This is a genomic window from Amycolatopsis sp. NBC_00345 (assembly GCF_036116635.1).
Taxonomy (GTDB): domain Bacteria; phylum Actinomycetota; class Actinomycetes; order Mycobacteriales; family Pseudonocardiaceae; genus Amycolatopsis.
On sequence record NZ_CP107995.1, the window covers coordinates 4,677,916 to 4,698,840 of the forward strand.

A 20,925-nucleotide genomic window follows, 5' to 3' on the forward strand; every position below is an offset into this window, starting at 1 on the left:
GCGGTTCGGGACAAGGGCCTAGCTCCCGAGGCCGAGCTGCTCGCTGTAGAACAGCCCCAGGCCGAACATGCAGCAGATCGCCGATAGCAGCCAGAACCGGATGATCACCGTGGTTTCCGCCCACCCGGCCAGTTCGAAATGATGATGGAACGGTGCCATCCGGAACAGCCTTCGCCGCGTCGTCCGGAACACCGCGATCTGCGTGACCACCGAGATCATCTCGACCATGAACAGGCCGCCGATGACGATGGCGAGCAGCTCCGTGCGGGTGGTCATGGACAGGCCGGCGACCAGGCCGCCGAGCGCGAGCGAACCGGTGTCGCCCATGAAGATCTTGGCCGGCGCGGCGTTCCACCACAGGAAGCCGACACACGCGCCGGTGGCGGCCGCGGCGACCACGGCCAGGTCCAGCGGGTCGCGCACGTCGTAACAGGCGGGCGCCGGGGTGGGCCAGCAGGACAGCCGGGCCTGCCAGAACGAGATCACCACGTACGTCGCGAGCACCATCGCGGCGGCGCCGCCGGCCAGCCCGTCGAGGCCGTCGGTGAAGTTCACCGCGTTCGACCAGCCGGAGATCACGATGTAGCAGAAGATCACGAACACGATCGACGGGAACGTGATCAGCGCGAGGTCACGCGCGTAGGACAGGCTCTGCGACGCCGGGGTGAGCCCGTGCTCGTCGGCGAACTGCAGTGACAGCACCGCGAACACGATGGTGACCACGAGCTGGCCGACCAGCTTGGCGGTCTTGTTCAGGCCGAGGTTGCGCTGCCTGCGGATCTTGATGAAGTCGTCGAGGAAGCCGACGATGCCGAGGCCCACGGCCAGCAGCAGCACCAGCAGGCCGGACGCGGACGGGGCCGCGCTGTGCGAGTTGCCGAGCCAGCTGACCAGGTGCGCCACGAAGTAGCCGACGACCATCGCGATGATGATCGCGACGCCACCCATGGTCGGGGTGCCGCGCTTCGACTTGTGGCCCTGCGGGCCTTCTTCGCGGATCTCCTGCCCGAAGCCCTGCCGGGAGAAGACCCGGATCAGGTAGGGCGTGAGCAGGATGGAGACCAGCAGGCCCGCCGCGGCCGCGATCAGGATGTTGATCACGCGTGACCACCGTTCGAGCGTTCGGAGGAGGGGGAAGGAGATTCTGAAGGGGGAGCAGTTTCCGGGGGATCGGCGAGCAGCGCCTCGGCCACCCGCCAGAGGCCGGCCACCTTGGACGCCTTGACCAGCACGATGTCTTCCGGGCGGAGCTGATCGCGCAGCAGCGCGACGGCGGCGTCGATGTCCGGCACCAGCACCGACTCCTCGCCCCAGGAACCCTCCTGGGACGCACCCTGGTGCATGGCCGCGGCCTCGGGGCCGATCACCACGAGCTTGTCGATGTTGAGCCGGACGACCAGCCGGCCGATCGCGTCGTGCTCGTTCACCGAGTCCGCGCCGAGCTCGCCCATCACGCTGAGCACGGCCCAGGACCGGCGGCCGGAGGCGCTCATCGACGCGAGCGCCTTGAGCCCGGCGCGCATCGACTCGGGGTTGGCGTTGAACGCGTCGTTGAGGACGGTCACGCCGTCGGCACGGGTGGTGACCTCCATCCGCCGGGCCGAGCGCCGCTCCAGCGCGGACAGGCGCCCGGCGATCTGGGCCGGCGTGGCGCCCAGCTCCAGCGCGACGGCGGCCGCGGACAGCGCGTTGCCGACGTGGTGCTCGCCGTACAGCGGCAGCTTCACCGGCGCGTCGCCCGCCGGGGTGACCAGCCGGAACGACGCGCGGGCCTCGGCGTCGAGGGTGATGCCTTCGGCGCGGACCTGCGCCGCGGCCGTCGCCCCCACGCCGACGACCCGGGCGGAGGTGCGGCTCGCCATGGCGGCGACCAGCGGGTCGTCCAGGTTGAGGATCGCCACGCCGTCTTCCGGCAGCGCCTCGACCAGCTCGCCCTTGGTCTTGGCGATGCCCTCGCGCGAGCCGAACTCGGCGATGTGCGAAGTGCCGACGTTCAGCACCACGCCGATCTTCGGCGGCGCGATCGCGGCCAGCTCGGCGATGTGCCCCGGCCCGCGGGCGGCCAGCTCCAGCACCAGGTACTTCGTGTCGCGGCCGGCGCGCAGCGCGGTCCACGGGTGGCCCAGCTCGCTGTTGAACGACCCGGGCGGCGCGACGGTGGGGCCGAGCGGCTCCAGCAGCTGCGCGATCACGTCCTTGGTCGAGGTCTTGCCGGACGAGCCGGTGACGCCGACGACGGTCAGGCCGTCCCCGGTCAGCCGGTCCACGACGTGGCGGGCGAGCTTGGCCAGCGCGGCCAGCACGGCCGCGCCGGAGCCGTCGGTGTCGCCGGCCAGCGCCACCGAGCGCTCGTGCGCCTGCCCGGCGGGCAGCGGCGGCACGACGACGGCGGGCCCGTCCACCTCCCGGCCGGCCAGCACGGCGACGGCACCGGCCGCCACCGCCTGCGCGGCGAAGTCGTGCCCGTCCACGCGCTCGCCCGGCAGAGCGACGAACAGGCCGCCCCGGCCCAGCTTCCGCGTGTCGAACTCGACACTCCCCGTGACGACCGGGGAGCCGTCGGTCCCGTGCAGCCGGCCGCCGACAACGTCGGCGATCTCGGCCAGACTGAGCTCGATCACGCACTCACCTCGAGATGCTTGCGAATGGCGGCCTCGAGCTCGTCCCGGTCGGAGAACGGGTGCACCACACCCTGGATCTCCTGACCGGTCTCGTGGCCCTTGCCGGCGATGAAGACGATGTCACCCGCGCGGGCGAGCGAAACGGCGTGGGTGATGGCCGCGCGGCGGTCGCCGACCTCCAGCACCTCGCCGCCGTGCGACGGCCCGACGCCGCGGGCGCCCGCGAGCATCGCCGCGCGGATCGCGTCGGGGTCCTCGGAACGCGGGTTGTCGTCGGTCACGATCAGCACGTCGCTGCGGCGCGCGGCGGCCTCCCCCATCATCGGGCGCTTCGCGGTGTCGCGGTCGCCGCCGCAGCCGAGCACGGTGATGATCCGGCCGTCGGTGCGCGCCCGCAGCGCGTCGAGGCCCTGGGCCACGGCCGCGGGCTTGTGCGCGTAGTCGACCACCGCGGTGAAGTCCTGGCCCAGGTAGACCCGCTCCATCCGGCCGGGCACCTCGACCGAGCCGAGCCCGCCGACGATGTCGGCCAGGCCGACCCCGGCGCTGCCCAGGATCGCGGCGGCGAGCACGGCGTTGGCCACGTTGAACGTGCCGGGCAGCGGGATCTTCGCCGCCGCGGTCAGCCCGTCCGGGCCGTGCAGGGTGAAGGTCTGCTCCCCCGCCGGGGTCGCCTCGATGTCCGAGGCGCGCCACGCGGCGTCGGTGCCGGGCTCGATCGACACGGTCACCGTCTGCGGCGTGAGCAGCATCTGGCCCCACGCGTTGTCCACCACGACGACCTCGGTGGTGGAGCGGCCGTCGAACAGCAGCGACTTGGCGGCGAAGTACTCCGCCATGTCGTGGTGGAAGTCCAGGTGGTCCTGGGAGAGGTTGGTGAACGCGCCGACCGCGAACCGGGTGCCGTTCGCCCGGCCCAGCGCGAGCGCGTGGCTGGAGACCTCCATCGGCACGTGCGTGACGCCGCGCTCCAGCATCACCGCGAGCAGCGCCTGCAGGTCCGGCGCCTCCGGCGTGGTGAAGCCGCTGACCAGGCGCTCGCCCGCGATCCGGGTCTCCACCGTGCCGATCAGGCCGGTGGTCAGCCCGGCCGCGCGCAGCCCGGCGTCGACCAGGTAGGAGGTGGTGGTCTTGCCCGCGGTGCCGGTGACGCCCAGCACGGACAGCCGCAGCGAGGGCTCGCCGTAGATCCAGGCGGCGATCTCGCCGAGCGCGGCCCGGGGGTCCGGGTGCACGAGGATCGGGACGCCCGCGTCGCGCAGGGCGGGCCGCTCGGCGCCGGCCGGGTCGGTGAGCACCGCGGTGGCGCCGGCGGCCACGGCCTGGTCGCTGAAGTCGGCACCGTGCGCGCGGGCGCCGGGCAGGCCGGCGAACAGGTCGCCGGGCAGTACGTGCTGAGCGCGCAGCGTGGTTCCGGCGACGGCGAGGTCGGCCGCTTCGGGGCGGTCGGCGATGAGCCGCGCGCCCGCGCGGGCGAGCAGGGTGGCCAGCGGCACCGGTTCGATCCGGGCCGGGCGCGGCGGCGCGGGGACCGCCTTCACCGGGCTGTCCGGCAGCGACGGGGCAGCCGGCCCGCTCTGGGGCTGGGACGAGGACACGGACACGCCCGAGAGGTTACCGAGGTCGCATTCGGGTGACCCAAGGCGGTACGGCCAAGGGGTGCCCGGTCGGCAGATGTGCTAATGGCGCTCGCGGAGATCGTTACGGCGCAAGGACTTCCCGCGACGGCACCAGCCGATGTGGACAATCGGCGCCTCCCACGCCGTCAAGGCCTCCCACGCCGTCAAGGCCTCCTTACCCGCGTCCCACGCGGGTAAGGAGGCCTTGACGGACCAGCAGGGCGGTTGCCGCTCAGGGCAGGATGAGCGGGACCACGGGCGACGGCCCGTCCGACAACGGGATCTGGTACCGCTGGGTGAGGTACGAGGCGATGGTGTGGAACAGCGGCGCCGCGGAATGCCCGGCCGGCAGCGTGGTGTCCGGCGCGTCGAGCCGGATGCCGACCACGAACCGCGGGTGGTCGGCGGGCAGGATGCCGGCGAAGGTGATGTTGTACAGGTGGTCGCTGTAGGCCTTGGTCCGCGGGTCCACCTGCTGGCCGGTGCCGGTCTTGCCGGAGATCTGGTACCCCTCGAGCGCGGCGGTGGTCGCGGTGCCCCCCTGTCCCCCCTTGCCGTTCTGCACCACCGCGCGGAGCATGTCGCGCACCGTCTTGGCCGTCTGCGGGCTCACCACCTGGACGGTCTTCGGCGCGGGCTCCGGCACCAGGGTGCCGTCCGGGTTCTTCTTCGCCTTGACGATCCGCGGCTGCACGCGCAGGCCGTCGTTCGCGATCGCCTGGTACATCCCGGCCATCTGCACGACGGTCATCGACAGGCCCTGCCCGATCGGCAGGTTGCCGAAGGTGGTCGCCGACCACTGGTTGCGCGCGGGCACGTAACCGGGGCTCTCGCCCGGCAGGCCGAGCCCGGTGCGCTCGCCGATGCCGAACTTCTTCAGCAGCGCCGAGTAGCGGTCCGGGCCGACCTGCTGGGCCAGCAGCAGCGTGCCGATGTTGGACGACTTGGCGAAGATGCCGGCCGTGGTGAAGGTCTGGGTGCTGTGCAGCCAGGCGTCGTGCACGGTGGCGTCGGCGATCTGCAGCTGGCCGGGCACCGAGGTGGTGGACGTGGGCGTGGCCACGCCCTCGTCGATCGCCGCGGTGGCGGTGACGACCTTGTTCACCGAGCCCGGCTCGTACGGCGTGGTCACCGCGCGGTCGTTGAGCAGCTCGTCCTGGAACGTGGACTTGTCGTTGGGGTTGAACGTCTTGTCGTCGGCCAGCGCGTAGACCTCGCCGGTCTTGGAGTCCATCACCACGGCCTGGCCGCCCTTGGCGTGCGACTGCGCCACGTAGTCGCCCAGCTGCCGCTGCAGCTCGTACTGCAGGTCGGAGTCGATGGTCAGCTCGAGGTCGGAGCCGGGGATGGCGGCCTGCAGCACGTGCTCGGTGCCCGGCAGGTACAGGTTGTCGTTGCCGTTCTGGGTGTTCACGATCTCCCGGCCCGGCGTGCCCGCCAGGTCGTTGTCCCGCGACTGCTCCAGCCCGACCACGCCGTGCAGGTTGTGCTTGGAGACGTCGGGGTCGTCCAGCCGCCAGTTGGCCATGCCGACGATGTTCGACGCCAGCGTGTCACCCGGGTACTCGCGCTTGGCGCGCTTCTCCACGCCGATCCACGCGAACTTCTTCACGATGTCGTCGGCGGCCGAGGGCTCGACGTCGTTCACCAGGTAGGTGAACGAGCCCGGCTTGTGCAGCAGCGTCAGCAGTTCCTGCTCGGTGATCAGGTTCGGCACCTTCGCCGCGATGTACTTGGCCGCCGAGGTCACCTCGGTCTCGAAGTTCCGCCCCTTGGTGGGGTTCTTCGCGGCGTAGTCGTCCATCGACTTGTGCAGCGCCTTGAGGTTCACCGACAGCGTGCGCGTCTCGACGCTGAAGGCGAGCTTCGCGCCGTTGCGGTCCACAATGGACCCGCGCTGGGCGGGGATGTCGATGGTGAGCGTGCGCTGCCGCTCGGCCGCGGCCGAGAGCGTCGGCGCCTCGAACCACTGCACCTGCACCAGTTTCGCGCCCGCGACCACCATCAGCGCGACCAGCAGCAGCCGCACGGCGGAGAACCGGCTGCGGTGCCCGCCGTTGCCGCGCTTGGCGACCGCGCGGCGGGTGCCCGCGGCGTAGGTGCGCCGCGCGCTGCCCGCCGCGCGCGCCCGGGCCTGGCTCGAACGTCCGGCCGGCATCACTGTCCCCCTTGGCCCGCGGGCGTGTCGGCCGGCACGGCGGGCTGGTCACCTTCGATCGGAGCGGTGCCCTGGGTCCCGGCGGCCGGGGCCACCGGATCCGCGACGGGCGCCGCCGAGTCGTCGCCTTCGGCCTTCTGCGGGTCGCCGACCAGCGTGGTCTTGCCGTCCGGGCCCACGACCAGGCGCGCCGGGTCGCCGCCGGGCACCATGCCCAGCTGCTTCGCGGCGGGCGCGAGCGACGCGGGCGACTGCGCCTTGGCGACGTCGCGCTCGAGCCGGTCCTTGGTCTCGGCCAGGTTCGCGTTCGTGGTCCGCAGCTGCTCGAGCCGGTAGGAGTCGGCGATCGCCTGCGTGGTCAGCCAGAGCGTGGAGGCGACGCCCGCGACGAGCAGTCCCATCATGATCAGCACGAAGGACGCGCGCGAACGCGGCCAGCGCAGCCCGCGCTTGACCTTGGGCGTGACCTTCAGCGGCTCCGCCTTGGCCTCCGGCCGCTTCGGCCCGCGCTGCTGCAGCAGGTCGGCCCGCTGGGCGCGGCGCGCGTACGCCCGCTCCGCCGCCGTGGTCCGCCCGCGCGACCCGCGGCGTGGCGACGCCTCCGGCTGGGTGGTCTCCGGCTCCTGCTCGACCGTGGTCCCCGCCTGCTCGCGCCGGCGGGTCGCCTGCTCGCCCGATCGGCGACGGGACTTCGTGGGTGCGGTCATCGCGGCTCTCCGATCCTCTGTGCTGCCCGCAGCCGCACCGAGGCGGCGCGCGGGTTGTGCTCGATCTCGCCTTCGTCGGCCTTCTCGGCTCCTCGCGTCAGGAGTTTCAGCTCCGGGCCGTGCCCGGGCAGCTCGACCGGCAGCCCCTCGGGCGTCCGGGACTTCGCCAGCGCCGCCAGCGCCTGCTTGACCAGGCGGTCCTCGAGCGACTGGTAGGCCTCGACGACGATGCGGCCGTCCATGGCGAGCGCGGACAGCGCGGCGGGCATGGCCCGGCGCAGCACCTCCAGCTCACCGTTGACCTCGATCCGCAGCGCCTGGAACGTGCGCTTGGCCGGGTGGCCGCCGGTGCGCCGGCTCGCCGCGGGCACGGCGTCGTAGAGCAGCTCCACCAGCCGCCCGCTGCGGGTGAACGGCTCCTTCTCCCGCGCGGTCATGACGGCCCGGACGATCCGCTGCGCGAACCGTTCCTCGCCGTAGTCGCGCAGGATCCGGATCAGCTCGCCCGGCGCGTACGTGTTCAGCACGTCGGCCGCGGTGAAGCCGGTGGTCGGGTCCATCCGCATGTCCAGCGGGGAGTCCTTCGAGTACGCGAAGCCGCGCTCGGCACGGTCCAGCTGCATCGAGGAGACACCGAGGTCGAAGAGGATGCCGTCCACACTGGACAGTCCGAGGCCCTCGACGGCCTCCGGGAGCCCGTCGTAGACAGTGTGGACGAAGTCGACGCGGTCGCCGTGCCGCGCGAGCCGCTCAGCGGAGCGCTCGAGCGCGGCCGGGTCGCGGTCCAGCGCGACCAGCCGCAGGCGGGGGAAGGCTTCGAGGAGGGCGTCGGAGTGGCCGCCGAGGCCGACGGTGGCGTCCACCAGCACGGCGTCGCGGTCGGCGAACGCGGGGGTGAACAGCTCGATGATCCGGTTCAGCAGTACCGGAACGTGCTCGTGACCGGTCGTCATGGCTTCTCCCCCTTCCGTGCTCGCCTATCCCGGGGAAGATGCGGCGGATGCCGTCAGGTCCCTGTCCGCCCGCTTGCTGACCTGGCACCGGGGAAGGTGCGCCAGGGCCAAAGAGCGGACAGAGGCCTCACGGCATCCGCGTTGGGCGGCGTCCGGTGGCGCGGCCACGGCCTACCCTCGTCCCCCGACGACGCAGGTGCTCCGTTGGCCACGTCCCCTAGAAGACGCCCGGTAGAACTTCCTCTCGAGCCTTCGCGTAGCTGTCCTCGTGTTCGTCCAGGTAGCCCTGCCACGCTTGGGCGTCCCAGATCTCCAGCCGGGTGATCGCTCCGATCACCACGCATTCCTTGTTCAGCCCGGCGTAGCGCCGGAGCTCGGACGCGATCGCGATGCGCCCCTGCCCGTCCGGGCGTTGTTCATCGGTTCCGGCGAACAGGTAGCGCTGGTAGGCCCGGACCGCCTCGTTGGTGAACGGGGCGTCGGCGACCTTCCGAGCCATCTGCTCGAACTCGGCGCGGGGGAAGACGAAGAGACAGTGATCCTGCCCCTTGGTGATCATCAGCCCGCCGGCCAAGGCGTCGCGGAACTTGGCGGGAAGCGTGAGCCGCCCCTTGTCGTCCAGCTTCGGGGTGTGGGTGCCGAGGAACATCCGGCTTCCACCTCCCTGCCGGCTCCGGCTTGGCGAACCAGTCCGACCCCGGCCACGGGGCTCCCTTCCGCCCCACTAATCACCACCGTACCCCACTTTTCACCACAGTCAACGCGACAAACGCGCCCACCACTCCGTCGTGTCAGTCGTTTACGCAGGTCAGCGAGGTGGGTGCAGGTGGGGGGCGGGTGGGGCCCCGTGGCCAAGATCCCCCGCTGCGGGGGCGCCGAGCAACCACGCAGGGCCCTCGAACGTCCATTTTTCGTCCGCGTAAGGACCAATCCGCTCGGATTTGGGGGGAAGTGGGGACACCGGTGGGGCCGGGTGGGGACCGCGGTGGGGGTTGGTGGGGAGCGCCGTGGGGACCAGCGGGGGACGCCGGTGGAGATCGGCGCGGCGAGGCTCGGCTCGATCCGAAGAGAACCGGTCCGAACAGCTCAGTCCGAAGAGAACAGCCCGGCGATCCGCTCGGCCAGCCGTCCCCCGTCCACCGGCGAGACGTTCACCCACTCCTGCCCACCCCGTCCCGCCGAGGTGGACGCGCAATAGGCCCCCACATCGGTGTCGAACCAGGTGAAGCCGCCCACCCGGGCCATCCGCCCGTCGCCGCCCCGCGCGTAAGCACTGAACTGCCCCGCCGCGTAGACCGGCCGGGCCTGGATGGCCAGCACCTCCCGCACCTGAGCCGCCGACGCCGCGGAAGCCGTTGACCCCGACGGGCCCGACGCCTCGGCCGACACACTCGATGAAACCGACGCAGCCCCCCGCCCGGCGAACAACGGATCCTCGGCCCCCGTCACCTGCCCGGCCGGCAGACTCACCCCATACCCCGGCCCGGCGCCCAGTTCCGGCAGCACCTCGACGATCGCCGTCCCCAGCTCCCCGCTCCGGATCCCGCTCAGCGCGATCGTCTGCGAAGGCTGCACCGCCAGCACGCCGGACCGCCCGCGCACCGCGGCGACCGCCCGGAACGGCACCTCGGCCGTCATGTCCACCAGCGCCTCACACGCGACGAACCTCTCGGCCCCGTCGAGCAGCCGCAGCCGGCTCTCCAGCGCCGGATCCACCGCGGCCCCGTCGAACAGCCCGCGCTCACCGAGGTTCCGGTAGACCTCGGCCCGGATCGCCGCGCGCTCGTCCTCAGTGGACCCGACGCTGCGCACGGTCAACGGCACCGGCGGCCGTCCCAGCCCGAGGTCGGTCCACAGCACGTCGAACGCCGACGCGGAGACCCGGATCAAGCCGGCCCCAGCACCGGGGCCACCGGGAACACCACCCGCGGCACCAGGCCGTGCAACGCGGTGTCCCGGGTGTGCAGCACGTCGATCGCCTTCTGCCGCGCCGCCTCGGCTTCCGCGCGGCGGGCGTCCATCACGGCCGACAGCCCGGCGAGCGCCAGCACGTTCCCGCTCGCCGCGGCCGAGCGGATCATCGCCGCCGGGTCGTACTCCACCGGCGGCGGCATGTCCGCGCGGGCGCGCGCCGCGACCTCGGCCTGGCCCGCCACGGACTCGCCGACCACGGCGGACACCGCGGCCGAGTCGCCGAGCCAGGTGGCGGCCCGGCCCAGCACCGCGCGCATCGCGTCACCGGCCTCGCCCTGCCACGACTCCTGGCTGCCGCTGACCAGTGAGGTCAGCTCGGCGGTGGAGTCGCGGAGCCGGCGTGACAGCTCGGTCCAGCGCGCGCCGGCCTCGCCGGCCGACACCGGGTCGTTGCCGTGCTCGACCTGGGCGGCCAGGGCCTCGTGGCTGTAGGACTCGTACCGGGCCGTCGGCTCCGGGACGGCCGGCTCTGCAGCGGACACGGCACACCTTCCGTTTCGCGGGACAGCGGATCAGCGGATCGGCTGGATCGGCGGGTCAGGGCAGCTTGGGCTCCACCAGCCCGGCCACCGTGGTGGCCCGGCCGCAGGCGAGAGTGGTGTCGGAGAAGGTCGAGTTGCTGACGTCCACCTGCACGCTCGCGGACTTGCCGACGCCGAGCAGCACCGCGCAGGTGCCGTCGGCGGCCTTGCGGTCCACGAGCTGCACCGCCTGGTGCGCGCCCACCTTCTTCTTGGTGCGGGTGCCGCGCGAGACGTCGAGGTTGGCCAGCCCGGCGTCCTCGTCGAGCGTGACGGTGACGCCGAAGGTGGCCGGCACGGTCCAGTCGCAGGCCCGCGCCTCGCCGATCTTCTTCGGCTTCCCCAGCTGCGTCAGCCCGGCCGTGGACCGGTCCGAAGGCGACAGCAGCGCGCACGGGTCGAGCTGGGCCAGCGACGTCGGCGCGGCGGTCGTACCGGTCTCGGGCGCCGCACCTTCGGACGAGGGCGGCGCGTGGGCGGCCATCGCGTTCTGGTTCGCGGGCATCCGGGCGCCGCAGGCGGTGAGCACGAGCAACGCGGGGACCACCAGGAGGAACGTCTTGCGGTCAGCCACCGGAGCAGTCCACCCCGCCGGCCGCGTCCTCGTCCCGGTCCTGGTACTTGGTCAGCGCGCCGGCGATCCGCCGCTTCAGGCCTTCGAGCTCCTTGCCGAACGACGTGAGCTGCTCGACGGCCGAGCCCTCGCCGCCGCTCATGCCGTACCTCGCCATGAAGTCGCCGACCTCGCTCGCGTAGCCGCTGCCGAGCGGCACCGAGCGGCCGAGCACCTTGGCCTCGCGCACCATCTCGGCGACCACGTCCTGCAGCGCGCCGAGCTTCGCGTAAGTGTCGGTGGCCAGTTCCGGCGCCACGGCGAAGCCGCCGCGGCCGGACCCGGTCAGACCCGGCACGTCGGGCAGCGGTGCGGCCCCCACCTCGCTCATGTGCGGTTACGCCTCTCCGTAGTCGAGCGACCTCGGTTTCGGAGCATACGTCAGAGCAGTGCGTCAGCGGGAGCACCCGAAAACGCGGTACCACTCACCCGAACGGGGCAACCAAGGCCGTGGCAGAGCGTCATCAAGAGGTGTTCGCGGGGTTGCGCCGCCGAGTTCGCCCAGGTTTGACACACTGAGGAGAAGGCTGATCGCTGCGTGGACAGCGAGCGACCCGGCGGAGCCGGTGAAACCCGCACAGCCATGCGCCACCAGGAGGACGAGTGACGTCGAGAATCCAGTCCGCTTCCCCCGCCGGAACACCGGGCGAGGGCACCGGGCAGCCCGCCTACCCGGCGGCGGATGCCCCGATCGGGCGACAGAACGGCTACGCACCGAGAGCCTCCCTCGACGAGCTGCACGACACGGCCCGCCGGATCGCCGCGAACGTCGAGCGGGTGCTGGTCGGCAAGCCCGAGGTCATCCGGATCGCGCTGGTGACCCTCCTCGCCGAGGGCCACCTGCTCGTCGAAGACGTGCCGGGCGTCGGCAAGACCTCGCTGGCGAAGGCGCTCGCCCGGTCGATCGACTGCACCGTGAGCCGCGTCCAGTTCACCCCGGACCTGCTGCCCAGCGATGTCACCGGGGTCTCCATCTACAACCGGCAGACCGGCGAGTTCGAGTTCCGACCCGGCCCGGTGTTCGCGAACATCGTGGTGGGCGACGAGATCAACCGGGCCTCGCCGAAGACGCAGTCGGCGCTGCTCGAGTGCATGGAGGAGCACCAGGTCACGGTCGACACGAGCACGTACACGCTCGGCGAGCCGTTCATGGTGATCGCCACGCAGAACCCGATCGAGATGGAGGGCACGTACGCGCTGCCCGAAGCCCAGCGCGACCGGTTCACCGCGCGGGTCTCCATCGGCTACCCCGACCAGCAGGCCGAGCTGGCCATGGTCGACGAGCACGCCGGGCACAACCCGATGGCGGACCTGGGCCCGGTGTCCGACGGCGAGACGGTGAAGCGGCTGATCGAGACGGTCCGCGCGATCCATATGGCCCCGGAGGTCCGCCGGTACGCCGTGGACCTGGCCGCCGCGACCCGGCAGGTGCCGGAGATCCGGCTCGGCGCCTCACCGCGCGCGACCCTGCACCTCGTGCGGGCCGCGCGGGCGCAGGCCGCGCTGTCCGGCCGGGAGTACGTGGTCCCGGACGACCTGCACACGGTCGCCGTGCCCGTGCTGGCGCACCGCCTGGTGCTCACCACCGAGGCGCACGCGGCCCGCCGGTCGGCCACCGACGTGGTGCGCGCCGTGCTGCACCGCGTCCCCGTCCCGCAGGGTTCGGCCGGGCCCCGGCAGTAGCCCGGACCCCAGAAGCAGAAAGAACCGCATGCTGCGTGCACTGTCCGGCCTGACCACCCGCGGCCGCTGCCTCCTGGCCGCGGGCATCGCCGCGGCCGTGTGCTCGCTGGTGCTCAACGAGCGTGACCTGCTGCGCGTCGCCATCTTCGTGGTGGCGCTGCCGCTGCTGGTCGCCGCGTTCATCTCGGCCACCCGGCTGCGCCTCGGCGCGGCGCGGGCGCTGCGGCCGGAGCGCGTCGCCGTCGGCGCGAACAGCGAGGTCAACCTCGAGCTGTGGCGCAGCGGACGGCTGCCGGGCGGCGAGGTGCTGCTCGAGGACGGCGTGCCGTACGCCCTGGGCTCGCGGCCGCGGTTCGTCGTCGAGCGGCTGCCGCACGACCGCCGGGTGCTGCTGCGCTACCCGCTGCAGCCGATGATGCGCGGGATCCAGCAGGTCGGGCCGCTGCGCGCGACCATCACGGACCCGTTCGGGCTGTGCGAGTTCGAGCGTGAGCTGATCGGCCACTCGCGTCTGGTCGTCGTCCCGCGGGTGGTGCCCCTGTGGGGGCTGCCCGGCGGGTCCGGTGCCGGCGCGGGCGACGACGGCACCGTCCGCCTGCACGCCGGCCAGGGCGAGCCCGACGTGATCGTGCGGCACTACCGCACCGGCGACGACATGCGGAAGGTGCACTGGCGTTCCACCGCGCGCCGCGACGAGATCATGGTGCGCGTCGAGGAACGCCCGTGGCGCGGCGGCACCACCGTGCTGCTCGACCACCGCGCGGCCGCCCACCACGGCACCGGCCCGTCGGCGAGCCTGGAGTGGGCCGTGTCGTTCGCCGCTTCGGTGTCGCTGCACCTGCGCCGGTCGGGCCACCGCGTCCGGCTGGTCAACGAGCACGGCCTGACCCTGGCCGACGCCCCCGGCGACGGCGGCGAGGGCTACGACAACGTCGTGCTCGACGCGCTGGCCGCGCTGCAGCCCGCGCACCAGCGCGACATCACCCTCGGCCACGACCCGGCGGAGAGCCAGGAGCTGATCGCCGTGCTGGGCACGGTCAGCGCGGAGTCCGTGCACGAGCTGTCCCGCTACCGCAGGCGCGGCGTCCGCAGCCTCGCGGTGCTGCTGGACACGCCGAGCTGGGCCGGCGGCCTCAGCGCCCCCGAACAACGCGCGTCGGCCACGGAGGACTCGGCCGAGCTGCTCCGCGCCGCCGGCTGGGGCGTGGTCATCGCCGGGCCGCAGTCCCCGATGTCCCAGGTCTGGTCCGAGCTCTGCCGCACGGGCTCCAGCCGCGGCGCCCTGATCGGCGGTTCCCGATGATCCCGGCCGCTCCGCTTTTTCCCGCCGGCCCGCGCCCGCTGCGCGACCTTCCCGCCGCCGCCGCGCCGCGACCGCTTGCCGAGCGCCCCAATGTGGCGTTCGGTGCGTCCAGCGCACCGAACGCCACATTGGGTGCGTCCAACGCGACCAACGCCACATTGGGGCGTATCGGGGGCAGCCGCGGGCCGGCCAGGCCGAGCCTGATCGGCGGTGCCCGATGACCACCACCGCACCCTCCGCGCCGCCCCGGCCGCCGATTCCGCACACGCCCACGCCGCAGCCCCCGGCACCGGCGCCGGCGTGGTCGAGCAGCGTGCTGCCGCCCGCGGCGGCCGGCGGCGCGACGCTCTGCGCGGCGACCTCCCTGACCGGCGTCGTGAACGGCTGGGCCTGGTTCGGGTACATCCTGGTCGCCGTCATCCTGGTCGCCTCGACCGGACTGGCGCTGCGCTCGCTGCGGGCGCCGACCATCGCCGTCGGGTTCGGGCAGCTGCTGGTGCTGCTGTTCCTGATCACCGGCGCGTTCACCACACAGGGTTTCCTGAAGATCTTCCCCGGCCCGACGGCGTTCGGGGAGCTGCAGGCGACGCTCGCGGCGTCCGCGGAGCAGATCCGCTCCGGGCTGCCGCCGGTCGACGGCACGCAGCCGATCCTGTGCCTGGTGACGATCGCGATCGGCCTGGTCGCGGTGCTCGTCGACACACTCGCGGTGGCCGCGGCGGCACCGGCCGCCACCGGGCTGGTGCTGCTGTGCGTCTACGCGGTGCCCGCGGCGCTGTCCGACAGCCTGCTGCCGTGGTGGACGTTCCTGCTCGGCGCGGCCGCGTTCCCCTGCCTGCTGGCCATCGACGGCAGCCACCGGCACCGGCGCTGGCGCAACCGTGACGCCCCGGGCTCCGGCGGCCCCGCCCGCGCGCTGCAGGCCCCCGTGGCCGTGGTCGGCGCCGCGATCGTGCTCGGCCTGCTCGGCGGCGGGATCACCGTGGTCGGCACGGTCGGCAAGATCCCGTTCGGCGCCAGTGGCGGACCGGGCGGAGACGGCGCGGGCGGCTTCGGCGTCGCCCCGTTCACGCAGCTGCGCGGTCTGCTCGACCAGGGCGCGAACACCGAGCTGTTCCAGGTCCGCGGCCTCGGCTCGGACCGGCGGCTGATGCGCGCGTTCACGCTCGACACCTACACCCCGAACAAGGGCTGGGGCCTGCGCGGCGGCGGCCAGGCCCAGACCGGCGTGCTCGCCGGGGCCACCCTGCCCGCCGCGCCCGGCGACGACGGCAGCGGCGTCTCCCGTCAGATCCAGATCGAGCCCACCCGCTGGGTCGACAACTGGCTGCCCGTCTACGGCGCCCCGCGCGCGCTGCGCGGTGTCTCGCCGCAGTGGTTGTACGACCGGGTCAGCGGCTCCGTCTTCACCACGAAGAGCGAGCCGGCGCCGCCGTACGTCGAGACCGCTTCGCTGAAGGAGCCGACCGCCGCCGAGCTGCGCGTCACCGACCCGAAGTCCGACGAGGTGCCGGCGGCGTACACGACCATCGACCGCGTCGACCCGCGAGTGGTCGCGAAGACCGACCAGCTCGTGGCGGGCCAGACCAACAACTTCGACAAGGCGAACGCGCTGTGGCAGTTCTTCAGCGCGCAGAACGGTTTCGTCTACGACACGAAGACCGCCGACGCCACCGACGCCGACGCGCTCGCCGACTTCATCCTCAACGGCAAGCGGGGCTACTGCGAGCAGTACGCGTCCGCGATGGCCGTGATGCTGCGCGTGGCGCACATCCCCGCGCGCGTCGCGATCGGCTTCACCCCGGGCGTGCAGAAGGGCGACTATCAGTCGATCAGCTCGCAGGACGCGCACGCGTGGGTCGAGGCGTACTTCGGCGACAAGGGCTGGGTCAGCTTCGACCCGACGCCGCTCGCCGACGGCCGCGGCATCGTCCCGCCGTACCTGCAGCAGAACGATTCCAGCTCGCAGCAGCCGAACGCCACCAACGACGTGCCGACCGCGCCGCGGTCCAGCGCGCCGACCGCGAACAACCCGCTGGACAAGGGCCAGAACCAGGCCACGCCCGGGCCGGCGCCGGACCAGGGGTCGAGCAGTGGCTGGCTGATCGCGCTCGCCGCGGTGCTGGCGGTGCTCGGCGGCCTGGCGGTGCTGATGGCGTACCTGCTGCGCTCCTCGCGCCGGCCGAACGGCCCCGGTGGCCGCTCGCCCGCGCCCGGCTCCGGCGTTCCCCCGCCGGACGCGACGCCGGACGGCAGCCTGCTGGTCCGCACTCCCGCCGCGGCCCCGGCCGACGACCCCGTCCACCTGGCCGTGCTGTGGCTGCCACTGGCCGCGGGCGTGCTGTTCGTGGCGGCGGCCGGCTTCCTGGCCGCGCTGGTGGCGTGGTGGTTCGCGCTGATCGTGGTGGTGCTGCTCGCGGGCATCGGCGGTCCGGCCGCCGTGCGCGACTTCTTCCGCCGCCGCCGTCTCCAGGCCATCGCGGCCCACGCCCCCGGCGCGGCGGACGCGGCGTGGCGGGAGCTCAAGGCCGAGTGCGCCGACCGCGGTGTGCCGATCCCGGACAGTGAGACCGTCCGCGTGACCGGCCAGAAGATCGCCGCGACCCACCACCTGGACGACCCCGGCCGCGAGAGCCTGCGCACGGTGATCAGCGCCGTCGAGAAGACCTGGTACAGCGGCGTGACCACACCGGACCCACAGCTGGGCCCCGCCTTCGACGAACTGCGCCGCGGCCTGGGGCGCACCGCCCCGCTGCCTTGGCGCGGACGGCTGTTCCCGAAGTCGGTGCTGCGCCGCCGTTCCTGAGGCTGGGCCGGCGCCGCTGGTGCCGAGGGGTGGCTTCGGTCTGGCTGCTCCCCGACGGGCGGGCCGCGCCCCTCAGCCTGACGGCGGCGGCCCCGGCCTGTCGTTCCCGCGGGGTGGCGGCCCCGGTCCACGGTGATCACCAGGCGGCGGGCGAGGCCGATTGTTCGCGTCCTGTGGTCAGCTCTGCCGACGTCCGCCGAAGGGTCGTGCTGCCCTGAATCACCCGAGGGCAGCCTTCCGCGCACATGAGAAATCCGCGCACCGCCCCGGGGAGGGCGACGCGCGGATCTCGAAGGTGGCGGCGCGCTATTGCTCTTCGAAGCGCTGGCGGAAGCGTTCCTCCATGCGCTGGGTGAAGGAGCTGCGACGGCTCGACTGCTTGCCGCCGCCTCCCCCACTGCCGTGGGGGCCGCTGTCCTTGCCGCTGTCGCCCTGGCGTATGGACGTCACGGCCATCATCACCCCGAAGAACATCACGAGGAACCCCAGCACGCTGATCAACGGGATGTCGGCGACCCGCAGCACGGGCACCACCACCCCCAGCACCAGCAGCGCGACGCCCACCACGAACAGGGCGATCCCCTGGATGCGCCGTCGACGAGCGGGGCGACGCATCCGGGTGCCACGCACCGTCGATGCGAACTTGGGGTCCTCGGCATAGAGCTCGCGCTCGATCTGATCGAGCAGCCGCTGCTCATGCTCGGAGAGTGGCATCTTTCCTCCTCCGGCACAGCTGTCGCGGGCGCCGGGCCGCGCAACGTCCTGGACCCAACAGCCAACCCCAGGCGGGGTGGCACTGTCCAGGATACGAGCCCCGCGCGCGTCCGACTACCCGATCCCGTATCCAGAAGGGATCGAATTGGGGGAAATCTCGGCTGACGTGGGTTGACAGACGGTCACCGCGACCGAACTCACGCCCTTCAGCAGGTCGAGAACACCCCGAACACCCTGCACTGACCTCCGCCGCGCACCCCTCCCGGCGCCGGCGACCACTCCCAGCGATCGGGGGACGGCCCCGGCCGCCGCGGCCCCGGCCCATCACCCGCACGGGGCGGCCGGCCACCCTGCCGGAGCCCTCGCGGGATCCGCTCGGCGGCTCGGCGGCTCGGCGGCTCGGCGGCTCGGCGGCTCGGCGGTCGGCGGCTCGGCGGTCGGCGGTCGGCGGCTCGGCGGTCGGTGGGTCGGCGGTCGGCGGGTCGTGCCGGACGCCGGACCGCTCGGACGCTGCGGACCGGACCACTGGCCGACCGGCTAGGCAGTACCCGGCCGCGCAGTACCCGGCCAGCCAGGGCCCGGCCAGGCAGTGCCCGGCTAGGCAGCGTGCAACCGGCAGGCAGGCAGTGCGCGCCGGTCAGTGCGCGACCGACCGAGGTGCGATCGGCCAGTGTGCGGCCGGCCGAGGTGCGGGATTGGCTGGCGTGCGGGATTGGCCAGTGTGCTCTCAGCCTGGAGCCAAGCGCGGCTGATTGGGCCGGTGGGCAGGCCTGATCGGCGCACCCGCAACCTGACCGCGCGCAGCTGACCGCGATGCACGGCCTGCCCGCTGCACCCACGACCTGGCCCGCGCAGGCCGGCCGCTGCGCCCATGACCTGAGCCGTGCGCAGGCTGACCGCTCACCATGGTCTGACCGCGGCACCCAACGACCTAGCGCACGCAGACTGGCCACCCACCACGGGCCCGGCCGCGGCACCCACGACCTGGCCGAGGCGCCCCATGACCTGGCCCGGGCAGACTGACCACCCTCCACGGGCCTGGCGCGGCACCCATGACCTGCGACCGCGCGCGGTCGGCTGGCTGATGCGCGGCTGACCGGTATCCCTGCCGGTGCCGTGCCGTGCCAGGCCAGGCCGAGGCCAGGCCAGGCCGAGGCGAGAGAACAGCGGCGTCACTCCTCCCGTGGCGACAGCAGTGACGCCGGGCGGACCGCGGCCGCGCCGAACTTGGAGCGGGCGATGTCCGCGGCGAGTTCCGCGTCGCGCCAGCGGGGTTCGGCTGTGGCGAACTGGAGTTGTTCGCCGTCTTCGCCGGTGTCGAGGCCTTCGACGCGGACGCCGATCAGGCGGACGGCGCCGGTCGGGGCGTGTTCGGCGAGCAGTTCGACGGCGGTGCGGTGGATGTCGCGGGCGACGTCGGTGGCGGTGAACAGGGTGCGGGCGCGGGTGATCGTCCGGAAGTCCGCGAAGCGCACCTTGATCGAGACCGTCCGGCCGCGCAGGCCGCGGCCCCGCAGGGTGGCGCCGACCCGCTCGGCCAGCCGGAGCAGCTCCAGCCCCAGCTCGGCGCGGCTGTGCAGGTCGACCTCGAAGGTCCGCTCCGCGCCGATCGACTTCTCCGCCGACTCCGGCACCACCGCGCGGTCGTCGTGCCCGTTGGCCAGCGCCCACAGGTGGTCGCCGACCGCCCGGCCCAGCGACCGCCGCAGCCGCGCCGGCGGGGCCGCCGCGACGTCCGCAATCGTGTGCAGCCCCTGCTGGCGCAGGTGCTCCTCGGTGCGCTGCCCGACCCCCCACAACGCCGACACGGGCAGCGGGTGCAGGAACGCGAGCGTCTCCGCCGCCGGCACCACCACCATCCCGTCCGGCTTCGCCATGCCCGAGGCGAGCTTGGCGACGTACTTGACCCTCGCGACGCCCACCGAGCAGGTGATCCCGTGCTCGGCCACCACCCGCTCACGGATCCGCGCGCCCAGCTGCGCCGGAGTGGCGCCCAGCCGCCGCAGCGCGCCGCCGACGTCCAGGAACGCCTCGTCCAGGCTCAGCGGCTCCACCAACGGCGTCAGGTCGCGGAAGATGTCCATCACGCCCCGCGAGACCTCGCCGTACAGCCCCGAGGTCGGCTGGATGCAGACCAGCTGCGGGCACAGCCGCTTCGCGGTGGAGAACGGCATCGCGGACCGCACGCCGAACTTGCGCGCCGGGTAGTTCGCCGCGGCCACCACCGACCGCGGGCCGCCGCCGGACACGACCACCGGCCGGTCCACCAGCTCGGGCCGCGTGCGCAGCTCACAGGCGACGAAGAACGCGTCCATGTCGACGTGCAGGATCGCGCAGCCGGTGTCGTCCGGCAGCGCCGCGGCACCGGTGGTGACGCGGTAGCGGGCCATCCCGCTGGGCAGTTCGGTGTTTCTCCCCACGTCCGCGGACGCTACCCGGGGCCACCGACAGTTTCAGGCGCGCCGGGCCATCGCGTGCAGCCGGCCCGCGATGTCGCGCAGCGCGGGCACCGCCGCCGCGGCCAGCTCGAACTCCGCCAGCTCGTCCTCGCGCACCTCGCCGGCCACCACGTCGGAGATCACCCGGTCGCCCTGCAGCAGGGTCACCTCGAGCCCGGCGGCGACCAGCAGGTCCGTCAGCCCGGCGCTGTCGAACCGGCGCAGCACGGTGTCGCGCTCGCCCGGTACGACGCCGTCGGCGCCGTCGAGCAGCCGCTGGGCCTCGGCGATCCGGCCGGCCAGCGCGCGGTGCAGCACGGCCGCGTTGCGGTTGGCCACCAGCACCGACACGGCCCCGCCGGGCGCGACGGCGGCCGCGAGCGCGGCGAGCACCACGGCCGGGTCATCGACCACTTCGAGCAGGCCGTGGGCCAGCACCAGGTCGGCCGAGCCGGCCGGCACGTGGGCCGCGAGCGAGTCGGAGTCGTCCGCGATCACCGTGATCCGGTGCGAGACGCCTTCCTCCTCCGCCCGCCGGCGCAGCGTCGCCAGCGCGTTCGGGTTGGGCTCGACCACCGTCACGAGGCAGCCGGCCGAGGCGAAGGGCACCGCCCAGCCGCCGCTGCCACCGCCGACGTCGACGACGGCCGGCTGCTCCACGCCCCGGGCGCGGGCCGCGCGCAGCTCCGCCTCGAGCGCCCGGCGAACGGCGCCGGAACCACGGGCCGCCACGGTGTCCGTCTTCATAGTCGGACAGGGTAGTGCCCGCCCGCCGGTCACTCGCCGTCACCCGTACCGCCCGGTAGCGGCGTTCG

Annotated in this window: 17 protein-coding genes; 3 read left to right on the forward strand and 14 right to left on the reverse strand. The window is 73.3% G+C overall.

Annotated features, from left to right (window positions below):
* Positions 1–18 precede the first annotated feature (18 nt).
* From mraY to OG943_RS20690, 11 genes are all read right to left on the reverse strand, one after another.
* Positions 19–1,101, reverse strand: coding sequence for a phospho-N-acetylmuramoyl-pentapeptide-transferase (mraY, locus tag OG943_RS20640; protein WP_328611422.1), 1,083 nt, complete (start codon positions 1,099–1,101; stop codon positions 19–21).
* Positions 1,098–2,621, reverse strand: coding sequence for a UDP-N-acetylmuramoyl-tripeptide--D-alanyl-D-alanine ligase (locus OG943_RS20645; protein ID WP_328611423.1), 1,524 nt, complete (start codon positions 2,619–2,621; stop codon positions 1,098–1,100). Before OG943_RS20645 ends, mraY begins: the two co-directional genes overlap by 4 nt.
* Positions 2,618–4,162 carry a UDP-N-acetylmuramoyl-L-alanyl-D-glutamate--2,6-diaminopimelate ligase gene (locus tag OG943_RS20650; RefSeq protein WP_328612114.1) on the reverse strand — a complete coding sequence of 515 codons (1,545 nt, stop codon included), beginning with the start codon at positions 4,160–4,162 and terminating at the stop codon, positions 2,618–2,620. Before OG943_RS20650 ends, OG943_RS20645 begins: the two co-directional genes overlap by 4 nt.
* 310 nt (positions 4,163–4,472) lie before the next feature.
* Positions 4,473–6,398, reverse strand: a complete 1,926-nt coding sequence (locus OG943_RS20655) for a peptidoglycan D,D-transpeptidase FtsI family protein (protein ID WP_328611424.1) — start codon at positions 6,396–6,398, stop codon at positions 4,473–4,475.
* Positions 6,398–7,105: a hypothetical protein gene (locus tag OG943_RS20660; protein WP_328611425.1), complete on the reverse strand. Its 708-nt coding sequence runs from the start codon at positions 7,103–7,105 to the stop codon at positions 6,398–6,400. The genes OG943_RS20655 and OG943_RS20660 overlap by 1 nt, the downstream gene beginning before the upstream one ends.
* Positions 7,102–8,058 carry a 16S rRNA (cytosine(1402)-N(4))-methyltransferase RsmH gene (gene rsmH / locus OG943_RS20665; protein WP_328611426.1) on the reverse strand — a complete coding sequence of 319 codons (957 nt, stop codon included), beginning with the start codon at positions 8,056–8,058 and terminating at the stop codon, positions 7,102–7,104. The genes OG943_RS20660 and rsmH overlap by 4 nt, the downstream gene beginning before the upstream one ends.
* Positions 8,059–8,275: 217 nt before the next feature.
* Positions 8,276–8,707 (reverse strand): division/cell wall cluster transcriptional repressor MraZ, encoded by a 432-nt coding sequence (mraZ, locus tag OG943_RS20670; RefSeq protein ID WP_091616769.1) that lies wholly within the window; start codon positions 8,705–8,707, stop codon positions 8,276–8,278.
* Positions 8,708–9,144: 437 nt separating this feature from the next.
* Positions 9,145–9,948 (reverse strand): ESX secretion-associated protein EspG, encoded by an 804-nt coding sequence (locus OG943_RS20675; protein ID WP_328611427.1) that lies wholly within the window; start codon positions 9,946–9,948, stop codon positions 9,145–9,147.
* Entirely contained in the window at positions 9,945–10,514 is a 570-nt protein-coding gene (locus OG943_RS20680; RefSeq protein ID WP_328611428.1) for a PPE domain-containing protein, read from the reverse strand. The genes OG943_RS20675 and OG943_RS20680 overlap by 4 nt, the downstream gene beginning before the upstream one ends.
* A gap of 55 nt (positions 10,515–10,569) precedes the next feature.
* A complete protein-coding gene (locus OG943_RS20685) occupies positions 10,570–11,127 on the reverse strand; it encodes a DUF3558 family protein (RefSeq protein WP_328611429.1) in 558 nt (185 codons plus the stop codon).
* On the reverse strand, positions 11,120–11,497 hold the full coding sequence (locus tag OG943_RS20690; protein WP_328611430.1) for a hypothetical protein: 378 nt from the start codon (positions 11,495–11,497) through the stop codon (positions 11,120–11,122). Before OG943_RS20690 ends, OG943_RS20685 begins: the two co-directional genes overlap by 8 nt.
* Before the next feature lie 272 nt (positions 11,498–11,769).
* Between OG943_RS20690 and OG943_RS20695 the strand changes: the two genes are divergently transcribed.
* The 3 genes from OG943_RS20695 (at position 11,770) to OG943_RS20705 (ending at position 16,958) form a co-directional block, all read left to right on the forward strand.
* Positions 11,770–12,849, forward strand: coding sequence for an AAA family ATPase (locus OG943_RS20695; protein WP_328611431.1), 1,080 nt, complete (start codon positions 11,770–11,772; stop codon positions 12,847–12,849).
* Positions 12,850–12,877: 28 nt separating this feature from the next.
* A complete protein-coding gene (locus OG943_RS20700) occupies positions 12,878–14,152 on the forward strand; it encodes a DUF58 domain-containing protein (RefSeq protein WP_328611432.1) in 1,275 nt (424 codons plus the stop codon).
* Positions 14,153–14,369: 217 nt separating this feature from the next.
* On the forward strand, positions 14,370–16,958 hold the full coding sequence (locus tag OG943_RS20705) for a transglutaminase family protein (protein ID WP_328611433.1): 2,589 nt from the start codon (positions 14,370–14,372) through the stop codon (positions 16,956–16,958).
* 306 nt (positions 16,959–17,264) lie between these two features.
* On the opposite strand, the gene OG943_RS20710 is transcribed toward OG943_RS20705, so the two are convergent.
* The 3 genes from OG943_RS20710 to OG943_RS20720 all read right to left on the reverse strand — a co-directional run bounded on the left by OG943_RS20710 (position 17,265) and on the right by OG943_RS20720 (position 20,857).
* Positions 17,265–17,672, reverse strand: coding sequence for a DUF3040 domain-containing protein (locus tag OG943_RS20710; RefSeq protein ID WP_328611434.1), 408 nt, complete (start codon positions 17,670–17,672; stop codon positions 17,265–17,267).
* 1,172 nt (positions 17,673–18,844) lie between these two features.
* The gene (locus OG943_RS20715) at positions 18,845–20,062 is read right to left on the reverse strand and encodes a DNA polymerase IV (RefSeq protein WP_328612115.1); all 1,218 of its coding nucleotides are present in this window, start codon (positions 20,060–20,062) and stop codon (positions 18,845–18,847) included.
* A 63-nt stretch (positions 20,063–20,125) separates the two neighbouring features.
* On the reverse strand, positions 20,126–20,857 hold the full coding sequence (locus OG943_RS20720) for a methyltransferase domain-containing protein (protein WP_328611435.1): 732 nt from the start codon (positions 20,855–20,857) through the stop codon (positions 20,126–20,128).
* Positions 20,858–20,925 lie beyond the last annotated feature (68 nt).